The organism is Dyadobacter sp. CY345 (assembly GCF_021502725.1).
Taxonomy (GTDB): Bacteria; Bacteroidota; Bacteroidia; order Cytophagales; family Spirosomataceae; genus Dyadobacter.
This window is the reverse complement of sequence record NZ_JAKFFS010000004.1, coordinates 496,584-510,948: the sequence shown is the minus strand read 5'-3', so window position 1 is coordinate 510,948 and position 14,365 is coordinate 496,584. Positions and strand designations below refer to the sequence as shown.

Genomic DNA, 14,365 nt, shown 5'->3' with positions numbered 1-14,365 from the left:
TTATGGAAACGCTACTTTATCTGGGGAAAGTAAATACTTGCTGGATCTTGTTTTATGCTTGTTACTGGCTGTTATTTCGTAAAAATACTTTCTTTCACTGGAATCGCGCGTATCTTGTTCTAACGCTACTTTCATCATTCTTTTTACCACTTATTCAATTTCCAGAAGCCGAAGAGTCGGTTCCGGTTGCTGTTTTAAACTCTGTTAATGTAGTAACCAATTTTTCGGGCATCATATTAAAACCACAGGCTACCCAGCCAACATTTGACTGGATGACCTTTGTATGGATCATTCCGGCACTAGGTTCTGCATTTATGCTGAACCGATTGGGGAAAAGTTTTCGGGATTTATTCAGAATTATAAACCAGGGGGAACCGATATTTCTTGAAGATCACATCTTGATATTATCGCCTTCACAAAATATAGGTTCCTTCTCATTTTTTAAGTATTTGGTCATCAATAAATTCGATTATGAAAATCACCCGGATGAAGTGATCAGACATGAGCTGGTTCACATCAGACAATGGCATTCGCTTGATATACTGCTCATTGAACTATTAAAAATTGTCTTTTGGTTCAACCCGGTATTATGGTTTTATAAAAATGCTTTACAGGAAATTCATGAATTCCTGGCGGACGAAGAGGCACCTAACCGCGATCAATATGCCAGATTTCTGGTTTCTTACTCCTTGTCAGTTCCGGTTGCTTGCCTGACCAACCACTTTTTCAATTCTTCTATTCTTAAATCCCGAATCAAGATGATCTATAAAAATCGTAATTCACGGTGGTTATTGGGCAAATATTTGATGGCCGTTCCGGTATTGCTTCTGGCGGTCAGCCTTACCGCGGCCCGACAAGAAGTTTTCCAGGAAATTAAGCAAAAAATGGATTCTACTTCGCCAAGCTTCATCAATACGAAAATAATTACAGATTCTATTTTCACGGCCAGAAGAATTAAACCTGAAAAGAATGAAGCAACTGTTACCATAGAAGGTGACGTGATCCGCAAATCCGGCGCAGGTATTGCTGGTGCCAATATCATCATTCAGGAATCTAAACTTTCAACTACGACAGACCCACTCGGCCATTTCAAACTTTCAGAAATTCCTGTGGGAAGTGTTATGACCGTCAGGTATGTAGGCTACACTGCGCAATCATTTGTGGTTAAAAAATCGGAAAGCAATTATGTCGTTACGCTGGAAAAAGGAATAAATGAGCTGAGCGGGCCAACTTTTATTGGCCGTCAAAATCTTGAAAAACTTAATGAACAAGAAAATAAACGAAGGGAAACTTCAAAAGCACTTGCCTCAATTACAGAACGTCAGCCGGAATTTCCAGGCGGACATGAAGCAATGTTGACCTATATTCAAAATAATATCAGGTATCCCGAGGAAGCGATGGGCATAAGTGTCGATGGCGTTGCTTTGGTATCATTCGTCGTGAACAGGTACGGAGAAATTCGCCAGCCAAAATTGGTCAAAGAAATTGGTTACGGAATTGATGAAGAAGCCATTCGAGTGGTATTAAATATGCCAAAATGGGAACCGGCGCGGCAAAATGGAAAACCGGTGTCGATGGAATACACTTTATCGATTCACTTTAAACTTGAAAAAGAAGATAAAAAGGAAACACGGCAAGGCTTTATGAACTATAATAAATCCGATATTGAAAAAAATAGTCAGTTGGATAAAAAATTAGCTTTGGCTGGTATGCGGGATGTCAGTAAATTCTTTTCTAACAAAACTGACTTCGCAGAAAACGATAAACCCAAACTTCAAACACCTGATTCTAACCTTGGAAAATACCGTTATTCGTTAAGTAAAAAACAAACAAAACTTTATCATTTTGTTGAGGAAAAGTAGATCATAATAATCTGATGAAAAGTTGAACTTCCGTGCTCTGAGAAAAATTTCTCAGAGCATTTTTATTTACTTTCTGCTCAAATTCTTTTCATTTCAATATTTTTGTCGGCATTCTTAAACTGATTACTATGTCACTCCTTCAAGCCGCAATAATAGGCGGCGGCCATATTGCAGATCAAAATCATATTCCGGCTTTAAAAAAATTAGCAGATCAGGTTCAGATAATAGCTGTTTGTGGGCGGGATATTAATAAATCACAGGCATTGGCTGAAAAACATGACATACCACAGGCTTTTGACAATACGGAAGAGTTATATAAAAACGGTGATCTGGATCTGATCATTAATTGCACACCGAATAATCTGCATTATGAATACACCGTTCAGGCACTAAAAAACGGTTGTCACGTATTTTGTGAAAAACCGCCAGCAATGACAGCTGCGGAAGCGAGGGAAATGGCTGACCTGGCAAAAGAAAAGGGGAAAATTTTAGCATATAATTTTCAGCGCCGGCAGACTTCCGAATATTCACTTTTGAAAAAATATTTTGAGCAAGGACAACTTGGTGAGGTTTATCATATAAAAGCCAATTATCTGCGCAGACGCGGAATTCCGGGCTGGGGTAATTTCACGAATAAAACCATTCAAGGCGGCGGCGCGCTGATTGATCTTGGCGTTCATATCCTGGACCTGGCGCTCGGCTTGATGGATTATGAAAAACCGGAAAAGATTGTTGCTAATATCCACGATTTTATCGGCAGAACGGGAGGTAGAGGCCTAAAAGGACAATGGAATCCCGAGAAATTTGACGTGGAAGATGCTTGTTTTGCATACCTGACTTTTTCCGGCAACAAAAGCATTTCGCTTTCCTGTTCTTTTGCCTTGAATCAAAAAGAGGAAGAAATTATAAATCTGGAAGTTTTTGGGAGCAAAGCTGGTATTACGTTAGAGCCGTTTTCCATCCATACAGAAGTTGCGGGCGAACTTGCCGATATTAGCTTTCCGCATCTGGAAGAGGCGGATACACAACTTAAAAATACAGAAGCTTTCATCAATGCTGTTTTTGGAAAAGAAAGCAATATAGCAACGGCGGAAGAAGGGGCAATCTTACAGGAGATTATTGAAAATATTTACCTGAGCGCAAAGCGATGACATTTTGTTATGTGACAAAAAAGGAAAGCACTGACATCAACTGGATATCAGTGCTTTCCTTTTTTTATAATATGCGATTATTTGGCAGTCGCCATAACCATTTTTATATCTTGTTTTGCTCCAAGTTCTAGCACATCCACAAGATCCTGAACAGCCAGATTTTTATCGACACGAAGTACGATCGTCCGGTCTTCAACACCTGTAAAAAGCTCCTGGAGTTTCATCTCCAGCTGCTCAAATGCATAGGGTTCTTTATCAATATAGTAAACCTTTTTGTCATCAATCGACAATGTGATTTGCTTTTTGTACATCTGCTGGGTTGCTGACGCTTTCGGCAGCATCAGTTTAATCACGTTCGGATTTGACATCGTGGAGATAATCAAAAAGAACAGCAGAAGAAAAAACATAATATCGTTGAGCGAGCTCGTAAAAACCTCTGGGGCAAACCGACTCTTTCGGCGTATTTTCATATACTAATTTTCAATGAGTGAGTGATAGACCGGGTCGCTGGAGCGATGAGTGTACGCTTCCGCAGATCATCCATTTAAGTATCTTATTTAGACGAAACCGGCTTTTGCAATACATCCAGAAAATCTGAAGCTGCCATCTGAAGTCTCAAAGCGAAACGGTCAATTTTCATATTCAGGATGTGATAACCTGCGTAAGCGATCAAACCGATGATCAGACCTGAACCTGATGTGATCATTTTTTCGTACATCCCACCAGCAATGGTACTGATATTGAAATCATTTGACATCGAGATATCGTAGAAAATTTTAATAATACCCGAAATTGTACCCACGAAACCAAGCATAGGCGCGATACCGGCGATTACCCCAAGGTATGGCAAATTTCCCTCCATACGCTGAATTTCGATCTGACTTGCATTTTCAATGCTCGTCTCAATATCTTTAATTGGGTAACCAATACGGCCGATCGCGCGCTCAAATATACGGCCGGCTGCATTTTGCTGGTTGCGGCACAGCGACTCAGCAGACTTTAAATTTCCTTGTTGAATAAAATCTTTTACGTTACCCACAAACTGGCTTTCGATTTTTCCGTTTGATCCAATACCCAGCCAACGTTCGATAATGATAAATAACGTTGCTATAAACAATATCCCAAGCGGGAACATTACCCAGCCTCCTTTTGCAAGAAGGTCAATAACAGAGAGCCCTTGAGCAGCGGCGGGTGCGGCCAAAGTAGAGTCAACAAGTGCTTGTAGAAGCATCATATTAATGGTAAAAAGTGAATGTTTAAGCTTTTGTAACTGAGGTCAGGCCGGTAAAAAACAACCTTGACAATAAACGGAGCAATTTGCACCTTATTGTTTAAAGGGCAAAGATAGAAAAATTACTCTATGGGAATAGCCATCCTTCTTTTTACATTACCGCTATCTTTAAATAAATCGATTAATTGCATATTCGCCGGGGTAGATTTGGTAGCAACCATTCAGCCAGTTTGTATAAATTTTCCGGATAATTAAATTATTCGGCAATTAACATTCTAGGGAAAACGCCTTTGGTAAGATAGCTAAACCACAAAAATATAGGCTTAAACGTTCAGAAAACCAGGAATTATGTAAAAACGAGCACAACCATCTCGCATTTATTTTTGTCCTTTGATATGAAACATTTCCTAACTCAACAATGAAAAAACTTTTACCCCTCCTATTTATCATTTTGGTGTTGTACGGATGCACAGATTGCGGTCCTCAGCAAGAATTATCCGTAAGAATTAGGTTCGATAGAACCAAAGACTCTCTTTATCTAAATCAGATCCAAGCCATAGGCGCGCTGGATCAAAAAGTGTTTAAAGAGCAAACTGAATACTTTAATAAGTATCAGGAATTTTCATTCACCGGACTACCCATTTCTTTGCTTGCCGATAGCACGACTTATGTATTTAACTTCAATAACAGAACCGACACGCTGACCCTTTTCTACCAGCGGGATTTTTATTACAAAGAAAATTGTGGGTTTGTTGTGGACACAAAACGACCGGCAAAGTTGCAGGAGACCATATCTACTTTCAGCCAAGTTCGTGCAGAATATGAGTCTTACATTATGGAAGAAGTTACTTTAAAAGGCGGGATTGGCGGACAAGGAATTAGCTTGAACATAACTTTATGAAGACGCTCTTCTCCTCGCTCATACTTAGTCTTTTCTGGATTAACGCAAATGCTCAGAAAATTTATTCTACCCCGTTTTATGTCGGTCTTGATGTTTTGAAAGGGCTACCATCATATGTCTTTCCTGAGAAATATTTTATCAGGAAAACGGCTATTATCGAGCCATACATTCGGTTCAATAGACAAAAGCCACGAAGAAGTATACTTTTCAGCGCCGGTTTTGCCAATGGCAGCTCCAAAGTTGATACTTCTCTGCAAATCCGTTCTCATCAATTTCAGGGAGTTTATTTTAAAATGGCTTTCGAGGCAACCAACCAGCGGATACCGCTTAGTGTTGGTGTTGGCCCCATGCTCTCTATCGCGGGTTTCAAGGGAAAGTATCAATTTAAAGGTCCAACCTTTGGAGACTACACCAACAATTTCCATATAAAAGAAATTATGGCTTTTGGGGCGGAAGGATATCTGGCTTATGATCTGTCACTTAACAAAAAATTATCACTTCGCTTTCTGATTAGAAATACGCTTGCTATTCGGTCCGGAGACACTTTTTATCCTGATTTTTTTCCGGGCATAGGTTATACCAAGGATATGCCAAAATACATGGTTTCCGGCGGGTTTTCAACTCAGCTATATTTCAGATGTAAATAAAAAATGCCTGCCCAGAATGATTCAGTTAGTAAATTGAACCGCATGCTAAGATAAATTCTGAGCGCGAGAGTGACTTTTTGATAGTGTATTTGTCTAAAAATCAAAACAACAAATCATTATACACTCTCTTTCCTCAAAATTATGAATTACGACCTAATCAAGGCGCAGATTATCGCTACTGCATCAGAGTATGGCGGCAAAATTTTACTCGCAATCCTTGTCCTAATTATCGGAAGAATTGTGATCGGAAAAATCACTTCGATGGTAAGTACTCTGATGGACAAAAGGCATGTGGACCGGGATGTTCAGCCATTTCTGAATTCACTGATCAGTGTGATGCTGAATGTAATGCTGCTTCTTAGTATTGCAGGAATTTTAGGAATCCAGACTACGTCCTTCGTTGCAGTGCTTGGTGCGGCCAGTTTGGCTGTTGGATTTGCGTTGCAGGGTAGCCTTGCCAACTTTGCGGGCGGAGTTTTAATCCTGATTTTTAAACCATACCGGGTAGGCGACCTTATCAGTGCACAAGGTTTTACAGGCGTTGTGGAAGCGATTCAAATTTTCAATACCATTTTAGTTACCGTCGATAATAAAACAATCATTCTTCCAAACGGAGCTTTATCTACTGCGCCGATTACCAATATTTCAGGTAAAGGAAAAATACGTGTTGATATGGTTTTTGCAGCGGGCAGCCAAAACGGTGTTGATGCGATCAGATCTTCAATCAGAAAAGTTACAAACGCTTGCCCAACTGCTCTGAAAGACGTTGAACATGATATTTTAGTTACAAAACTGACTGAAAATGCAATTTTCTTCGATGTACGCGTCTGGACTTTGAGTGAAAATTATTGGGACACTTATTATTATGTAAACGAAGGAATTAGCAAACAATATGCAGTGGACGGCATTGGCGCGCCAAAACCAGCCGAGTTAAGTGTTGCACTAAAACAATAATATTTCAACAAACACTTCATAAAAATCGAATAAAAATAAGGAGTATAGGGAGCAACTTTCCTGTACTCCTCTTTTTATTTATACCTTTGTGAATTATTTCAATTCAAGTTCCGATCTCATCCATACCAATTTATGTTTGAAAACTTACAGGATAAGCTAAACAATGCCTTTCGTACTTTAAAAGGGAAGGATCGCATTTCCGATATAAACGTTGCCGCTACTACAAAAGAAGTTCGCAAAGCGTTGGTCGATGCCGACGTAAACTTTAAGATTGCAAAAGATATTACAGACCGGATCCGCGAAAAAGCGCTGGACCGTAAAATATTAATATCCGTAGAACCGGGCCAGATGTTCGTCAAAATTGTTCAGGAAGAATTGACTGAACTTATGGGCGGGCAAGCGGAAGGAATTAACATCAAGGGAGATCCTGCTGTTATTTTGATTGCTGGTCTGCAAGGTTCCGGTAAAACTACTTTTTCCGGAAAACTATCTGCATTACTGAAAAAACAAGGAAGACAAGTGCTTCTGGTAGCTTGTGACGTGTATCGTCCTGCTGCGATTGATCAGTTGAAAGTGTTGGGAGAGCAGGTTGGTGTTGAAGTTTATTCGGAGCCGGATAATAAAAGTGCGGTTCAAATCGCTACTAATGCCGTTGCACATGCACGGAAAATTGGCAAGAAAATTGTCATAGTTGATACCGCCGGTCGTTTGGCTGTGGATGAGGTGATGATGCAGGAGGTTGAGGATATCAAATCTGCCGTAAAACCTTCTGAAATTCTTTTCGTTGTGGATTCCATGACGGGTCAGGATGCTGTAAATACTGCAAAAACTTTCAACGAACGCCTGAATTTTGATGGAGTTGTATTGACCAAATTAGATGGTGATGCACGTGGTGGAGCTGCACTTTCGATTCGTCAGATTGTTGACAAGCCAATCAAATACATCAGTACAGGTGAAAAAATGGAAGCCCTTGATTCCTTTTATCCTGATCGTATGGCGAGCCGGATCTTGGGTATGGGTGACGTTATTTCTTTGGTTGAACGCGCGCAGCAGGCATTTGATGAAGATGAAGCGAAACGCATCAACGCAAAAATGCGTCAAAATAAATTCGATTTTGACGACTTTCTGGGTCAGCTTCAGCAGATCAAGAAAATGGGTAATGTAAAAGATCTCATCGGTATGATTCCTGGTATGGGAACGGCCATGAAAGATGTCAACATTGACAATGAATCGTTCAAACCGATCGAAGCCATCATTCAGTCAATGACGAAAAAAGAGCGCGAAAATCCGGATATGATTGATGGAAGCCGCAAAAAACGTATTGCAGCAGGAAGCGGAACTTCAATTTTGCAGGTCAATAACCTCCTGAAACAATTCGATGAAATGCGTAAAATGATGAAGAAAATGAATACAATGCAGGCAGCTGGAAAAATGAGTAAAGCACTTCGCCGCTAATTTTCCTGAAACCTGAGTGCAGTATACTTTTCAACATTAACTTATACATGAAACGATTTTTAATACTGCTCGTATTTCTTGTGATCTGCGGCCGTGAAGGATTAAAGGCGCAAGGATCGGTTGGTTATTATCCTTGGAGTAATCTTTTGAGCATAAGCACAAATCCAAGAAAAATATTCTGGATCGACGGGCGATTTCAAACAAACTCACTTTTCAGCAGCTTGAGCGTTGACGTACTTCCGATGATTAATCTAAAAAGGGGAGAGATCACGCAATGGTATGTTGGCGGCGGCGTCCGCTTAAATCCATTGTATCGCATTGCAGATTCAAAAGCAGACCTTGTGACTGTCGACGGTTATTCTTTAAATGTTGGAGTCAGGATCAAACCTTTACCCCAAAACCGAAATATTCAGCTTGCGCTTGAATTAAATCCATACGTTAAAGATAAGTTTGACAGCGGTGTTTTGAAAAGTCATTTTGGTGTGATTTACGTTTTTACAAGAAAGAAAAAGAATACTGAGGATGTAGCTCAATAACGACATATAAAGCAAAAGCCGGAACGGACTGATCCATTCCGGCTTTTGCTTTATATTCAATTGCAAATTAATTACCTCCCCTGCCCGCTTTGTATGAGTCATATTCGGCAAGTAATTTGGCAACATCATCCGCGGCGTCAAATTCAAGATTTTCTTCTTTTATTACATAATTCATCTTATTTTTTTCATCCGAAAGCACTTTCAAAAAACTGCTTCTGTCTTTCAGCTGAATCGGAGACAATTTGTTTCCTTTCAGAATAAATAATGATTCATCAGCTTTACCACTTCCTGATTTTTTATAATGTTTTAAAAGCTTGGTATTTCCATCGTACAGCACCTCATAAAAACTCTGGTCGGTTAAACCAGAGACTGCCGGAAAACCTCGTTTGAAGGTGTATAATGCGGTGCCGGTTGGAATGTTGAATTCGGTAATCTCTGGTCCGAGTACAAAAGCACTTGAATCGTTTTTATAAATAATCTCGTCTTTTACCAAATCGTAGTTTAAAAGAACTCCATCATATGGCTTTCCTGCCTTATCTCTAACCAAACCACGATACCATTCTTTGGTCAGATAGGGCGAGTTCGAACTTGTGTCCACGGATATTTTTAAAGGAGTGCCTGTTAGGCCCGTTGAGTCCTGAGCTGCTGCATTGATCCCAAAAAGTAAAGATGCGATAAACAGAAGCTTGTGAAAATTTCTCATGATGTGATTTAGTTTATAAAGTAATTTTTGGTTTAATCCTTTTGATGTTATAGATTCCCTACCATCTTTGTGTACTTTTGCCAAAAAAATTGTACCTGCGCTTTTGAACCTAAACGAACAACTCATCCATATACGCCAAAGCTTGGGAGGAATTGCTCCTGAGATTTTTCTGGCCGTGTTTTTTTGTTTTTTTCTATTTTCAGAATTGATTTTATTTAAACAATTCGAAAAGAAGAAAGCGTCATTCTGGCTTCAAAACCTTGCTTTGGCAGGCAGTTTGGTCGGGCTGGTAATGGTGTTAGGTCAGTGGAATGAAAAAGCAGCGTTTAGGTTTTATCCTTTATTATTTCTTGATCATCAGGCTGTCTTTTTTAAACTTTTGGTGATCTCAGCCTGGATTTTTACTCTGATCCACGTCAGAGTTTTAAAATACGATTTTCCTCCTGAATTTAATGCAATACTTATCGCGACGGTAGCAGGTCTGAATCTACTGACCATGTCCACGCATTTGCTGACCATCTATTTATCCCTTGAATTAATATCTATCAGCAGTTACCTGCTTGTATCAATTTCGCCATATAAGAAGGCAGCCGAAGGAGGCTTGAAGTATTTGCTTTTCGGAACGGCCAGTTCCGCCATTATGCTTTACGGAATTTCGCTGATTTATGGTCTGACGGGCACACTTGATATCACAAATAATGCGATGACGGCTGGATTGTTAAATAATTCGAACCTGGTAATTACCACCACAATTGTATTGACACTTGCAGGAGCACTTTTTAAATTATCGTTGATTCCATTCCATGTCTGGACGCCGGATGTTTACGAAGCCTCTCCTACGCCACTGGTTTCATTTTTGTCCGTAGCACCCAAGGCCGCGGTTATTCTTGTTTTAATGCGACTTGCGTCTGTCCTACCCGCTCAATATTTTCCGATTTTGGGAGGAATTGCTTTAATCAGTATAACCATGGGAAATGCCGCAGCCTTGTGGCAGACAAATGCCCGTCGATTATTGGCATATTCTTCAATTGCACAGGCCGGTTACCTTGTGATAGGCGTTGCAGCATACAGTCGTTTTGGTTTTGAAACCGCCACTTTTTATACCGCAGCCTATGTTGTAATCAATATGGCCTCATTCTTTTTGATTGATCTTTTACAACCAAAAGCCACAACAGAATTGTCTGCTTTTGAAGGATTGGGCAAAAAAAATATCTGGGTTTCAGGCGTGTTGACTGTGATCATGATAGCCCTGGCCGGACTTCCCCCAACGGTTGGATTTACTGCAAAGTGGCTCGTTTTTTCAGCACTTTGGGACAGTTATCACGATCAGGGTTTTCCGTGGATGCTTTGGTTATTAATTGGCGGAATTTTAAATGCTGCCGTTGCCCTCGCTTACTATCTGAGACTTCCCTATCTTTTGTTTTTCAAAAATATCAACGGAGTGGCCGGGGAAACGAACAATGGTATGACAGGAAAAGTGGTTGCAGGAATTTTACTTGCAGCTGTGATATTACTATTCTTTAATCCTGAGTGGATAATGGGTTGGATTTCAGCTTTTTGACACTAATAACCCTAGAAACAATTAATCTGCTTTCTGCTTTTTGAGCAAGTTTTCCGGGATAGGATGTTGTTTCAGGAATTCAATAGCATTTTGCTTTTTTTGCAAAAAAAATGGATCGTTAGAAATATCAGGGATTTCTCTACTTACCTTAATTTTAGGTGGAGTGATCGTAGTTTTACTAGTTATAGATTTCATAATAAATTTCTTTGATTCACTAAATTAATCATTTTTTGGATAACAAAAAAGATTCATAATTTATCCCCTTTTCAAAAAATCCCCATCGATTATCAACATACCCTAATATTTGATAAGTATACGTTATTTCTTCCAAAAAAAGAGAAATACCAATTTGATAAACGCGGGTTCGAACATTGGTACTTCCTTTGGCAAAGATTATAGCATTTGGGTAATCTTCAATAAAGTCCTTTACAGCAAGTGCAACCGTAGCTAACACCTTTTGTTTATCCTGGTTATTTGAAACAACTAAGTCATCCATTTGTTCCGTCAATTCATTCCAATCACCAAAAGCAAGATTGTATAAGTTGTTTTCAAGATCAATTGCTTGAAATTGAATAATCTTTTTTATTTTTCCTTTTGGCCCATCACTAATAAATTGATAAACAAACGGATCATGATCCTTTAATAATAAGTAACCTTTTACATTCATTTCGTGTGTGTGTAATAAATTTTGAGGAAAAATAATGCAATTTTACTTATCAACCGCCCTTACCTGATACCCATCTTTCCTCAACAAAGCAATAACACCCTTCTCTCCTCCCAGATGCGCAGCGCCAACGGCAATAAATGTGGGCTTTTCATGCGTCATCTTATCAATACGGTTAATCCAGTTTTGATTTCGTTGAAAAAGCATCACCTCATCCTGACCGTCCATTCCGAATTCGCTTTTTAAGGTAAGATTGTACAGTCCTTGTAAATCCTCTTGCTTATACAACCCTACCAGATCACGAAATTCTTTTCTGGTTTCAGGTAATTTATCAATCATGCTTACCAGCATTCCAGCCTGCCGGTCATAAGGAATCGTATCAAAAATAGCCATTTGCTCCTCAATACTTTCCAGTCCTATGATCTCTGACTTTTGACTATTCGCCAATCCCATTAACGATATTTCATAAGACTGAGGCTCGCAGCCAAGAATTTTACTGAACATCGGCCCCATCATCATAAAGGGTTTTGCGCGACTGAACATTGATATATCTACTTTTAAAGAGTCTATATAAAACTGCTTCAAATGGTTATAATCTTTTTCAGACAGAATATCTGTCAGTTTTTTATCACCAGCCATAAACATTGTTTTGGTCATGACCGCCATAAGTCCGGGATCATCCATATCGATTTCCAGGGCTAATTGCTCGGTTTTTGCAATCGAATTTTTCAATTGCTGACTCAAATTAAAATCAGTGGGACATATCAGATGTATGGTACCAAAAAGGTAAGATGGTTTAGTGAGCCCGTTGCCGGAAATTTCCCACAACAATGATTTTTCTTCTGGTGCGCTTTGGGCAAAAACAGTATTTATAAGCGCGAATAGGCAAAGAATAAAGGAGACAATTTTCATAGCAAATTTCTTATTTATTATTTCAATTACGGCTAAAAAACGAAGAGACGCAAAGTTTTGGTTATTCCTTGCGTCTCTTTGTTTTATAATTTTGATAAATTATTCCTTGTGGCTGTCGACCTTGATTCGCTCTTCGCGATTAACCAGTTCCCATGCAGTGTAAAATACCAACTTTACGATTGGTGCCTGCTTCTCAAAAAGGATTTTTTCAACATCATCACCAGGACGGTGATAATCTTCGTGAACTCCTGTAAAATAGAAAATCACCGGGATATTTTTCTTTGCAAAATTGTAATGATCAGAACGATAATAGAAACGGTTTGGATCTTTTGCATCGTTGAAAGTATAATCAAGTTTATAGTTGATATATTTTTTATTCGCCTCTTCACTGATCGTATTCAACTCAGATGACAGCTTATCTGCTCCGATTACATAAACATATTTCGGATCATTCTTATGCGCCTCGTCCACACGGCCAATCATGTCAATATTTAGATCCGCGATTGTGTTTGCCAGGGGAAGCAATGGATTTTCAGAATAATATTCCGAACCGAAAAGCCCTTTCTCTTCGCCGGTCACGTTCAGGAACAGTATGCTTCTGCGCGGACCTTTTCCATCTGTTTTTGCTTTACTGAACGCCTCAGCAATTTCGATGATCGAAACCGTACCGGAACCGTCATCATCTGCACCATTGTTAATCTCACCGTTTGGAGATATGCCAATATGATCCAAATGGGCTGATATTACCAAAACCTCATCCTTTTTATCAGACCCTTCCATAAAACCGGCAACATTTTCTGTTTCGATAATTTCACTTAAACGTTCAACACGAAAAGCGACGGAACCAGTTGAAGCTTTGGTCAAAGGCTTGCCGGTTTTGTCAAGATCAGTTTTGATTTTACTTAATTTTTGCGTCGATGTTTTAAGCAAAGATGCCGCCATCTCGTTTGTCAAAACAAATGAAGCTACACCATTAGCAGATTCCTGAACCGGTTTTAAAGTCGGGGCGCTGAAACGTCTTGACATTACTGCACGCTGACGAATTTCCTTATCCAGATCATCACCACTTTTGTCTGTAATGATAAAAACATATTTTGCTCCTTTCGCCAATGCCAGTTTTGCTTTCTGCTGCCAGGAAACCGGGCCACTCCATTTTGTCTTTTCTGAAGTCCCACTTAATAAAAATTTGCCGTCCGCGGATTTTGGCTCGCCTTCAAAAATAATCACCGACTTATCCTTTACATCAAGATTTGCATAATCGTTATACGAAGATTCCTCAATTCCATATCCCGCTAAAACAACCGGAGTTTCCATTTCATCAGGAACATTCAACAATCCATTCAGATAAAAATCTTTGTTGAACTCGTATTTCTTCCCATCAATTTTCACATAAACATCACCAAAGCTCCGTTTGTAAAGTTTGTATTTCTGAAGATATGATTTTGTTCCGTCGCCATTGTCAGCGATGGGTTGTAAACCATACGATTTGAAATATTTTGAAACATATTCTGCCGCTTTCTTCTGTCCGGGTGATCCGGTATCACGGCCTTCCAAACTATCAGAAGCAATTATTACCAAATGTTTTTTAAGGTCCTCAGGCGTAATACTGCCTGCATATTTTGTCGCATCATCCTGCGCATAGCCCAAAGTCGTGAGCGTCAGGAATATTCCTGCGAGTACGTTTTTATTCATATTAGAAATTAGAAAAGAAATAGAATTCGTACAAAGGAAATAAAGTCAACGGCGAAAGCCAAATTCTTGTTATGCTTATGAATTTTTAATTATTTC

Annotated in this window: 15 protein-coding genes; 8 read left to right on the top strand and 7 right to left on the bottom strand. The window is 39.4% G+C overall.

The window, feature by feature from the left end:
- The first annotated feature begins 2 nt into the window (after positions 1 to 2).
- Entirely contained in the window at positions 3 to 1,862 is a 1,860-nt protein-coding gene (locus tag L0657_RS19500) for a TonB family protein (RefSeq protein ID WP_235152430.1), read from the top strand.
- A gap of 128 nt (positions 1,863 to 1,990) precedes the next feature.
- Positions 1,991 to 3,013, top strand: a complete 1,023-nt coding sequence (locus tag L0657_RS19495) for a Gfo/Idh/MocA family protein (protein WP_235152429.1) — start codon at positions 1,991 to 1,993, stop codon at positions 3,011 to 3,013.
- 77 nt (positions 3,014 to 3,090) lie between these two features.
- On the opposite strand, the gene L0657_RS19490 is transcribed toward L0657_RS19495, so the two are convergent.
- Positions 3,091 to 3,483, bottom strand: coding sequence for a biopolymer transporter ExbD (locus tag L0657_RS19490; RefSeq protein ID WP_235152428.1), 393 nt, complete (start codon positions 3,481 to 3,483; stop codon positions 3,091 to 3,093).
- A gap of 83 nt (positions 3,484 to 3,566) precedes the next feature.
- A complete protein-coding gene (locus L0657_RS19485; protein ID WP_235152427.1) occupies positions 3,567 to 4,247 on the bottom strand; it encodes a MotA/TolQ/ExbB proton channel family protein in 681 nt (226 codons plus the stop codon).
- A gap of 415 nt (positions 4,248 to 4,662) precedes the next feature.
- On the opposite strand from L0657_RS19485, the gene L0657_RS19480 reads away from it, so the two are divergent.
- The 5 genes from L0657_RS19480 to L0657_RS19460 all read left to right on the top strand — a co-directional run bounded on the left by L0657_RS19480 (position 4,663) and on the right by L0657_RS19460 (position 8,737).
- A complete protein-coding gene (locus L0657_RS19480; RefSeq protein ID WP_235152426.1) occupies positions 4,663 to 5,145 on the top strand; it encodes a hypothetical protein in 483 nt (160 codons plus the stop codon).
- On the top strand, positions 5,142 to 5,792 hold the full coding sequence (locus L0657_RS19475; RefSeq protein ID WP_235152425.1) for a hypothetical protein: 651 nt from the start codon (positions 5,142 to 5,144) through the stop codon (positions 5,790 to 5,792). Before L0657_RS19480 ends, L0657_RS19475 begins: the two co-directional genes overlap by 4 nt.
- Positions 5,793 to 5,933: 141 nt before the next feature.
- Positions 5,934 to 6,746 (top strand): mechanosensitive ion channel family protein, encoded by an 813-nt coding sequence (locus L0657_RS19470; RefSeq protein WP_235152424.1) that lies wholly within the window; start codon positions 5,934 to 5,936, stop codon positions 6,744 to 6,746.
- Between the two features lie 132 nt (positions 6,747 to 6,878).
- Positions 6,879 to 8,201 carry a signal recognition particle protein gene (gene ffh, locus L0657_RS19465; RefSeq protein WP_235152423.1) on the top strand — a complete coding sequence of 441 codons (1,323 nt, stop codon included), beginning with the start codon at positions 6,879 to 6,881 and terminating at the stop codon, positions 8,199 to 8,201.
- Between the two features lie 47 nt (positions 8,202 to 8,248).
- Positions 8,249 to 8,737: a hypothetical protein gene (locus L0657_RS19460; protein WP_235152422.1), complete on the top strand. Its 489-nt coding sequence runs from the start codon at positions 8,249 to 8,251 to the stop codon at positions 8,735 to 8,737.
- Positions 8,738 to 8,804: 67 nt separating this feature from the next.
- Here the strand turns inward: L0657_RS19460 and L0657_RS19455 are convergent, their stop codons facing one another.
- A complete protein-coding gene (locus L0657_RS19455; RefSeq protein WP_235152421.1) occupies positions 8,805 to 9,440 on the bottom strand; it encodes a hypothetical protein in 636 nt (211 codons plus the stop codon).
- 103 nt (positions 9,441 to 9,543) lie between these two features.
- Between L0657_RS19455 and L0657_RS19450 the strand changes: the two genes are divergently transcribed.
- Positions 9,544 to 11,001 carry an NADH-quinone oxidoreductase subunit N gene (locus tag L0657_RS19450; RefSeq protein ID WP_235152420.1) on the top strand — a complete coding sequence of 486 codons (1,458 nt, stop codon included), beginning with the start codon at positions 9,544 to 9,546 and terminating at the stop codon, positions 10,999 to 11,001.
- 21 nt (positions 11,002 to 11,022) lie between these two features.
- Here the strand turns inward: L0657_RS19450 and L0657_RS19445 are convergent, their stop codons facing one another.
- The 4 genes from L0657_RS19445 to L0657_RS19430 all read right to left on the bottom strand — a co-directional run bounded on the left by L0657_RS19445 (position 11,023) and on the right by L0657_RS19430 (position 14,269).
- The gene (locus L0657_RS19445) at positions 11,023 to 11,196 is read right to left on the bottom strand and encodes a hypothetical protein (protein ID WP_235152419.1); all 174 of its coding nucleotides are present in this window, start codon (positions 11,194 to 11,196) and stop codon (positions 11,023 to 11,025) included.
- A 28-nt stretch (positions 11,197 to 11,224) separates the two neighbouring features.
- Entirely contained in the window at positions 11,225 to 11,668 is a 444-nt protein-coding gene (locus L0657_RS19440) for a DUF6934 family protein (RefSeq protein ID WP_235152418.1), read from the bottom strand.
- A gap of 42 nt (positions 11,669 to 11,710) precedes the next feature.
- Positions 11,711 to 12,577 (bottom strand): TraB/GumN family protein, encoded by an 867-nt coding sequence (locus L0657_RS19435; RefSeq protein WP_235152417.1) that lies wholly within the window; start codon positions 12,575 to 12,577, stop codon positions 11,711 to 11,713.
- Between the two features lie 99 nt (positions 12,578 to 12,676).
- A complete protein-coding gene (locus L0657_RS19430) occupies positions 12,677 to 14,269 on the bottom strand; it encodes a M28 family peptidase (RefSeq protein WP_235152416.1) in 1,593 nt (530 codons plus the stop codon).
- Positions 14,270 to 14,365 lie beyond the last annotated feature (96 nt).

Excerpts from the sequence above, each read along its gene's own strand:
- L0657_RS19500 (WP_235152430.1), top strand. The coding sequence starts at position 3 with ATGGAAACGCTACTTTATCTGGGGAAAGTAAATACTTGCTGGATCTTG.
- L0657_RS19495 (WP_235152429.1), top strand. The coding sequence starts at position 1,991 with ATGTCACTCCTTCAAGCCGCAATAATAGGCGGCGGCCATATTGCAGAT.
- L0657_RS19490 (WP_235152428.1), bottom strand. The coding sequence starts at position 3,483 with ATGAAAATACGCCGAAAGAGTCGGTTTGCCCCAGAGGTTTTTACGAGC.
- L0657_RS19485 (WP_235152427.1), bottom strand. The coding sequence starts at position 4,247 with ATGATGCTTCTACAAGCACTTGTTGACTCTACTTTGGCCGCACCCGCC.
- L0657_RS19480 (WP_235152426.1), top strand. The coding sequence starts at position 4,663 with ATGAAAAAACTTTTACCCCTCCTATTTATCATTTTGGTGTTGTACGGA.
- L0657_RS19475 (WP_235152425.1), top strand. The coding sequence starts at position 5,142 with ATGAAGACGCTCTTCTCCTCGCTCATACTTAGTCTTTTCTGGATTAAC.
- L0657_RS19470 (WP_235152424.1), top strand. The coding sequence starts at position 5,934 with ATGAATTACGACCTAATCAAGGCGCAGATTATCGCTACTGCATCAGAG.
- ffh (WP_235152423.1), top strand. The coding sequence starts at position 6,879 with ATGTTTGAAAACTTACAGGATAAGCTAAACAATGCCTTTCGTACTTTA.
- L0657_RS19460 (WP_235152422.1), top strand. The coding sequence starts at position 8,249 with ATGAAACGATTTTTAATACTGCTCGTATTTCTTGTGATCTGCGGCCGT.
- L0657_RS19455 (WP_235152421.1), bottom strand. The coding sequence starts at position 9,440 with ATGAGAAATTTTCACAAGCTTCTGTTTATCGCATCTTTACTTTTTGGG.
- L0657_RS19445 (WP_235152419.1), bottom strand. The coding sequence starts at position 11,196 with ATGAAATCTATAACTAGTAAAACTACGATCACTCCACCTAAAATTAAG.
- L0657_RS19440 (WP_235152418.1), bottom strand. The coding sequence starts at position 11,668 with ATGAATGTAAAAGGTTACTTATTATTAAAGGATCATGATCCGTTTGTT.
- L0657_RS19435 (WP_235152417.1), bottom strand. The coding sequence starts at position 12,577 with ATGAAAATTGTCTCCTTTATTCTTTGCCTATTCGCGCTTATAAATACT.
- L0657_RS19430 (WP_235152416.1), bottom strand. The coding sequence starts at position 14,269 with ATGAATAAAAACGTACTCGCAGGAATATTCCTGACGCTCACGACTTTG.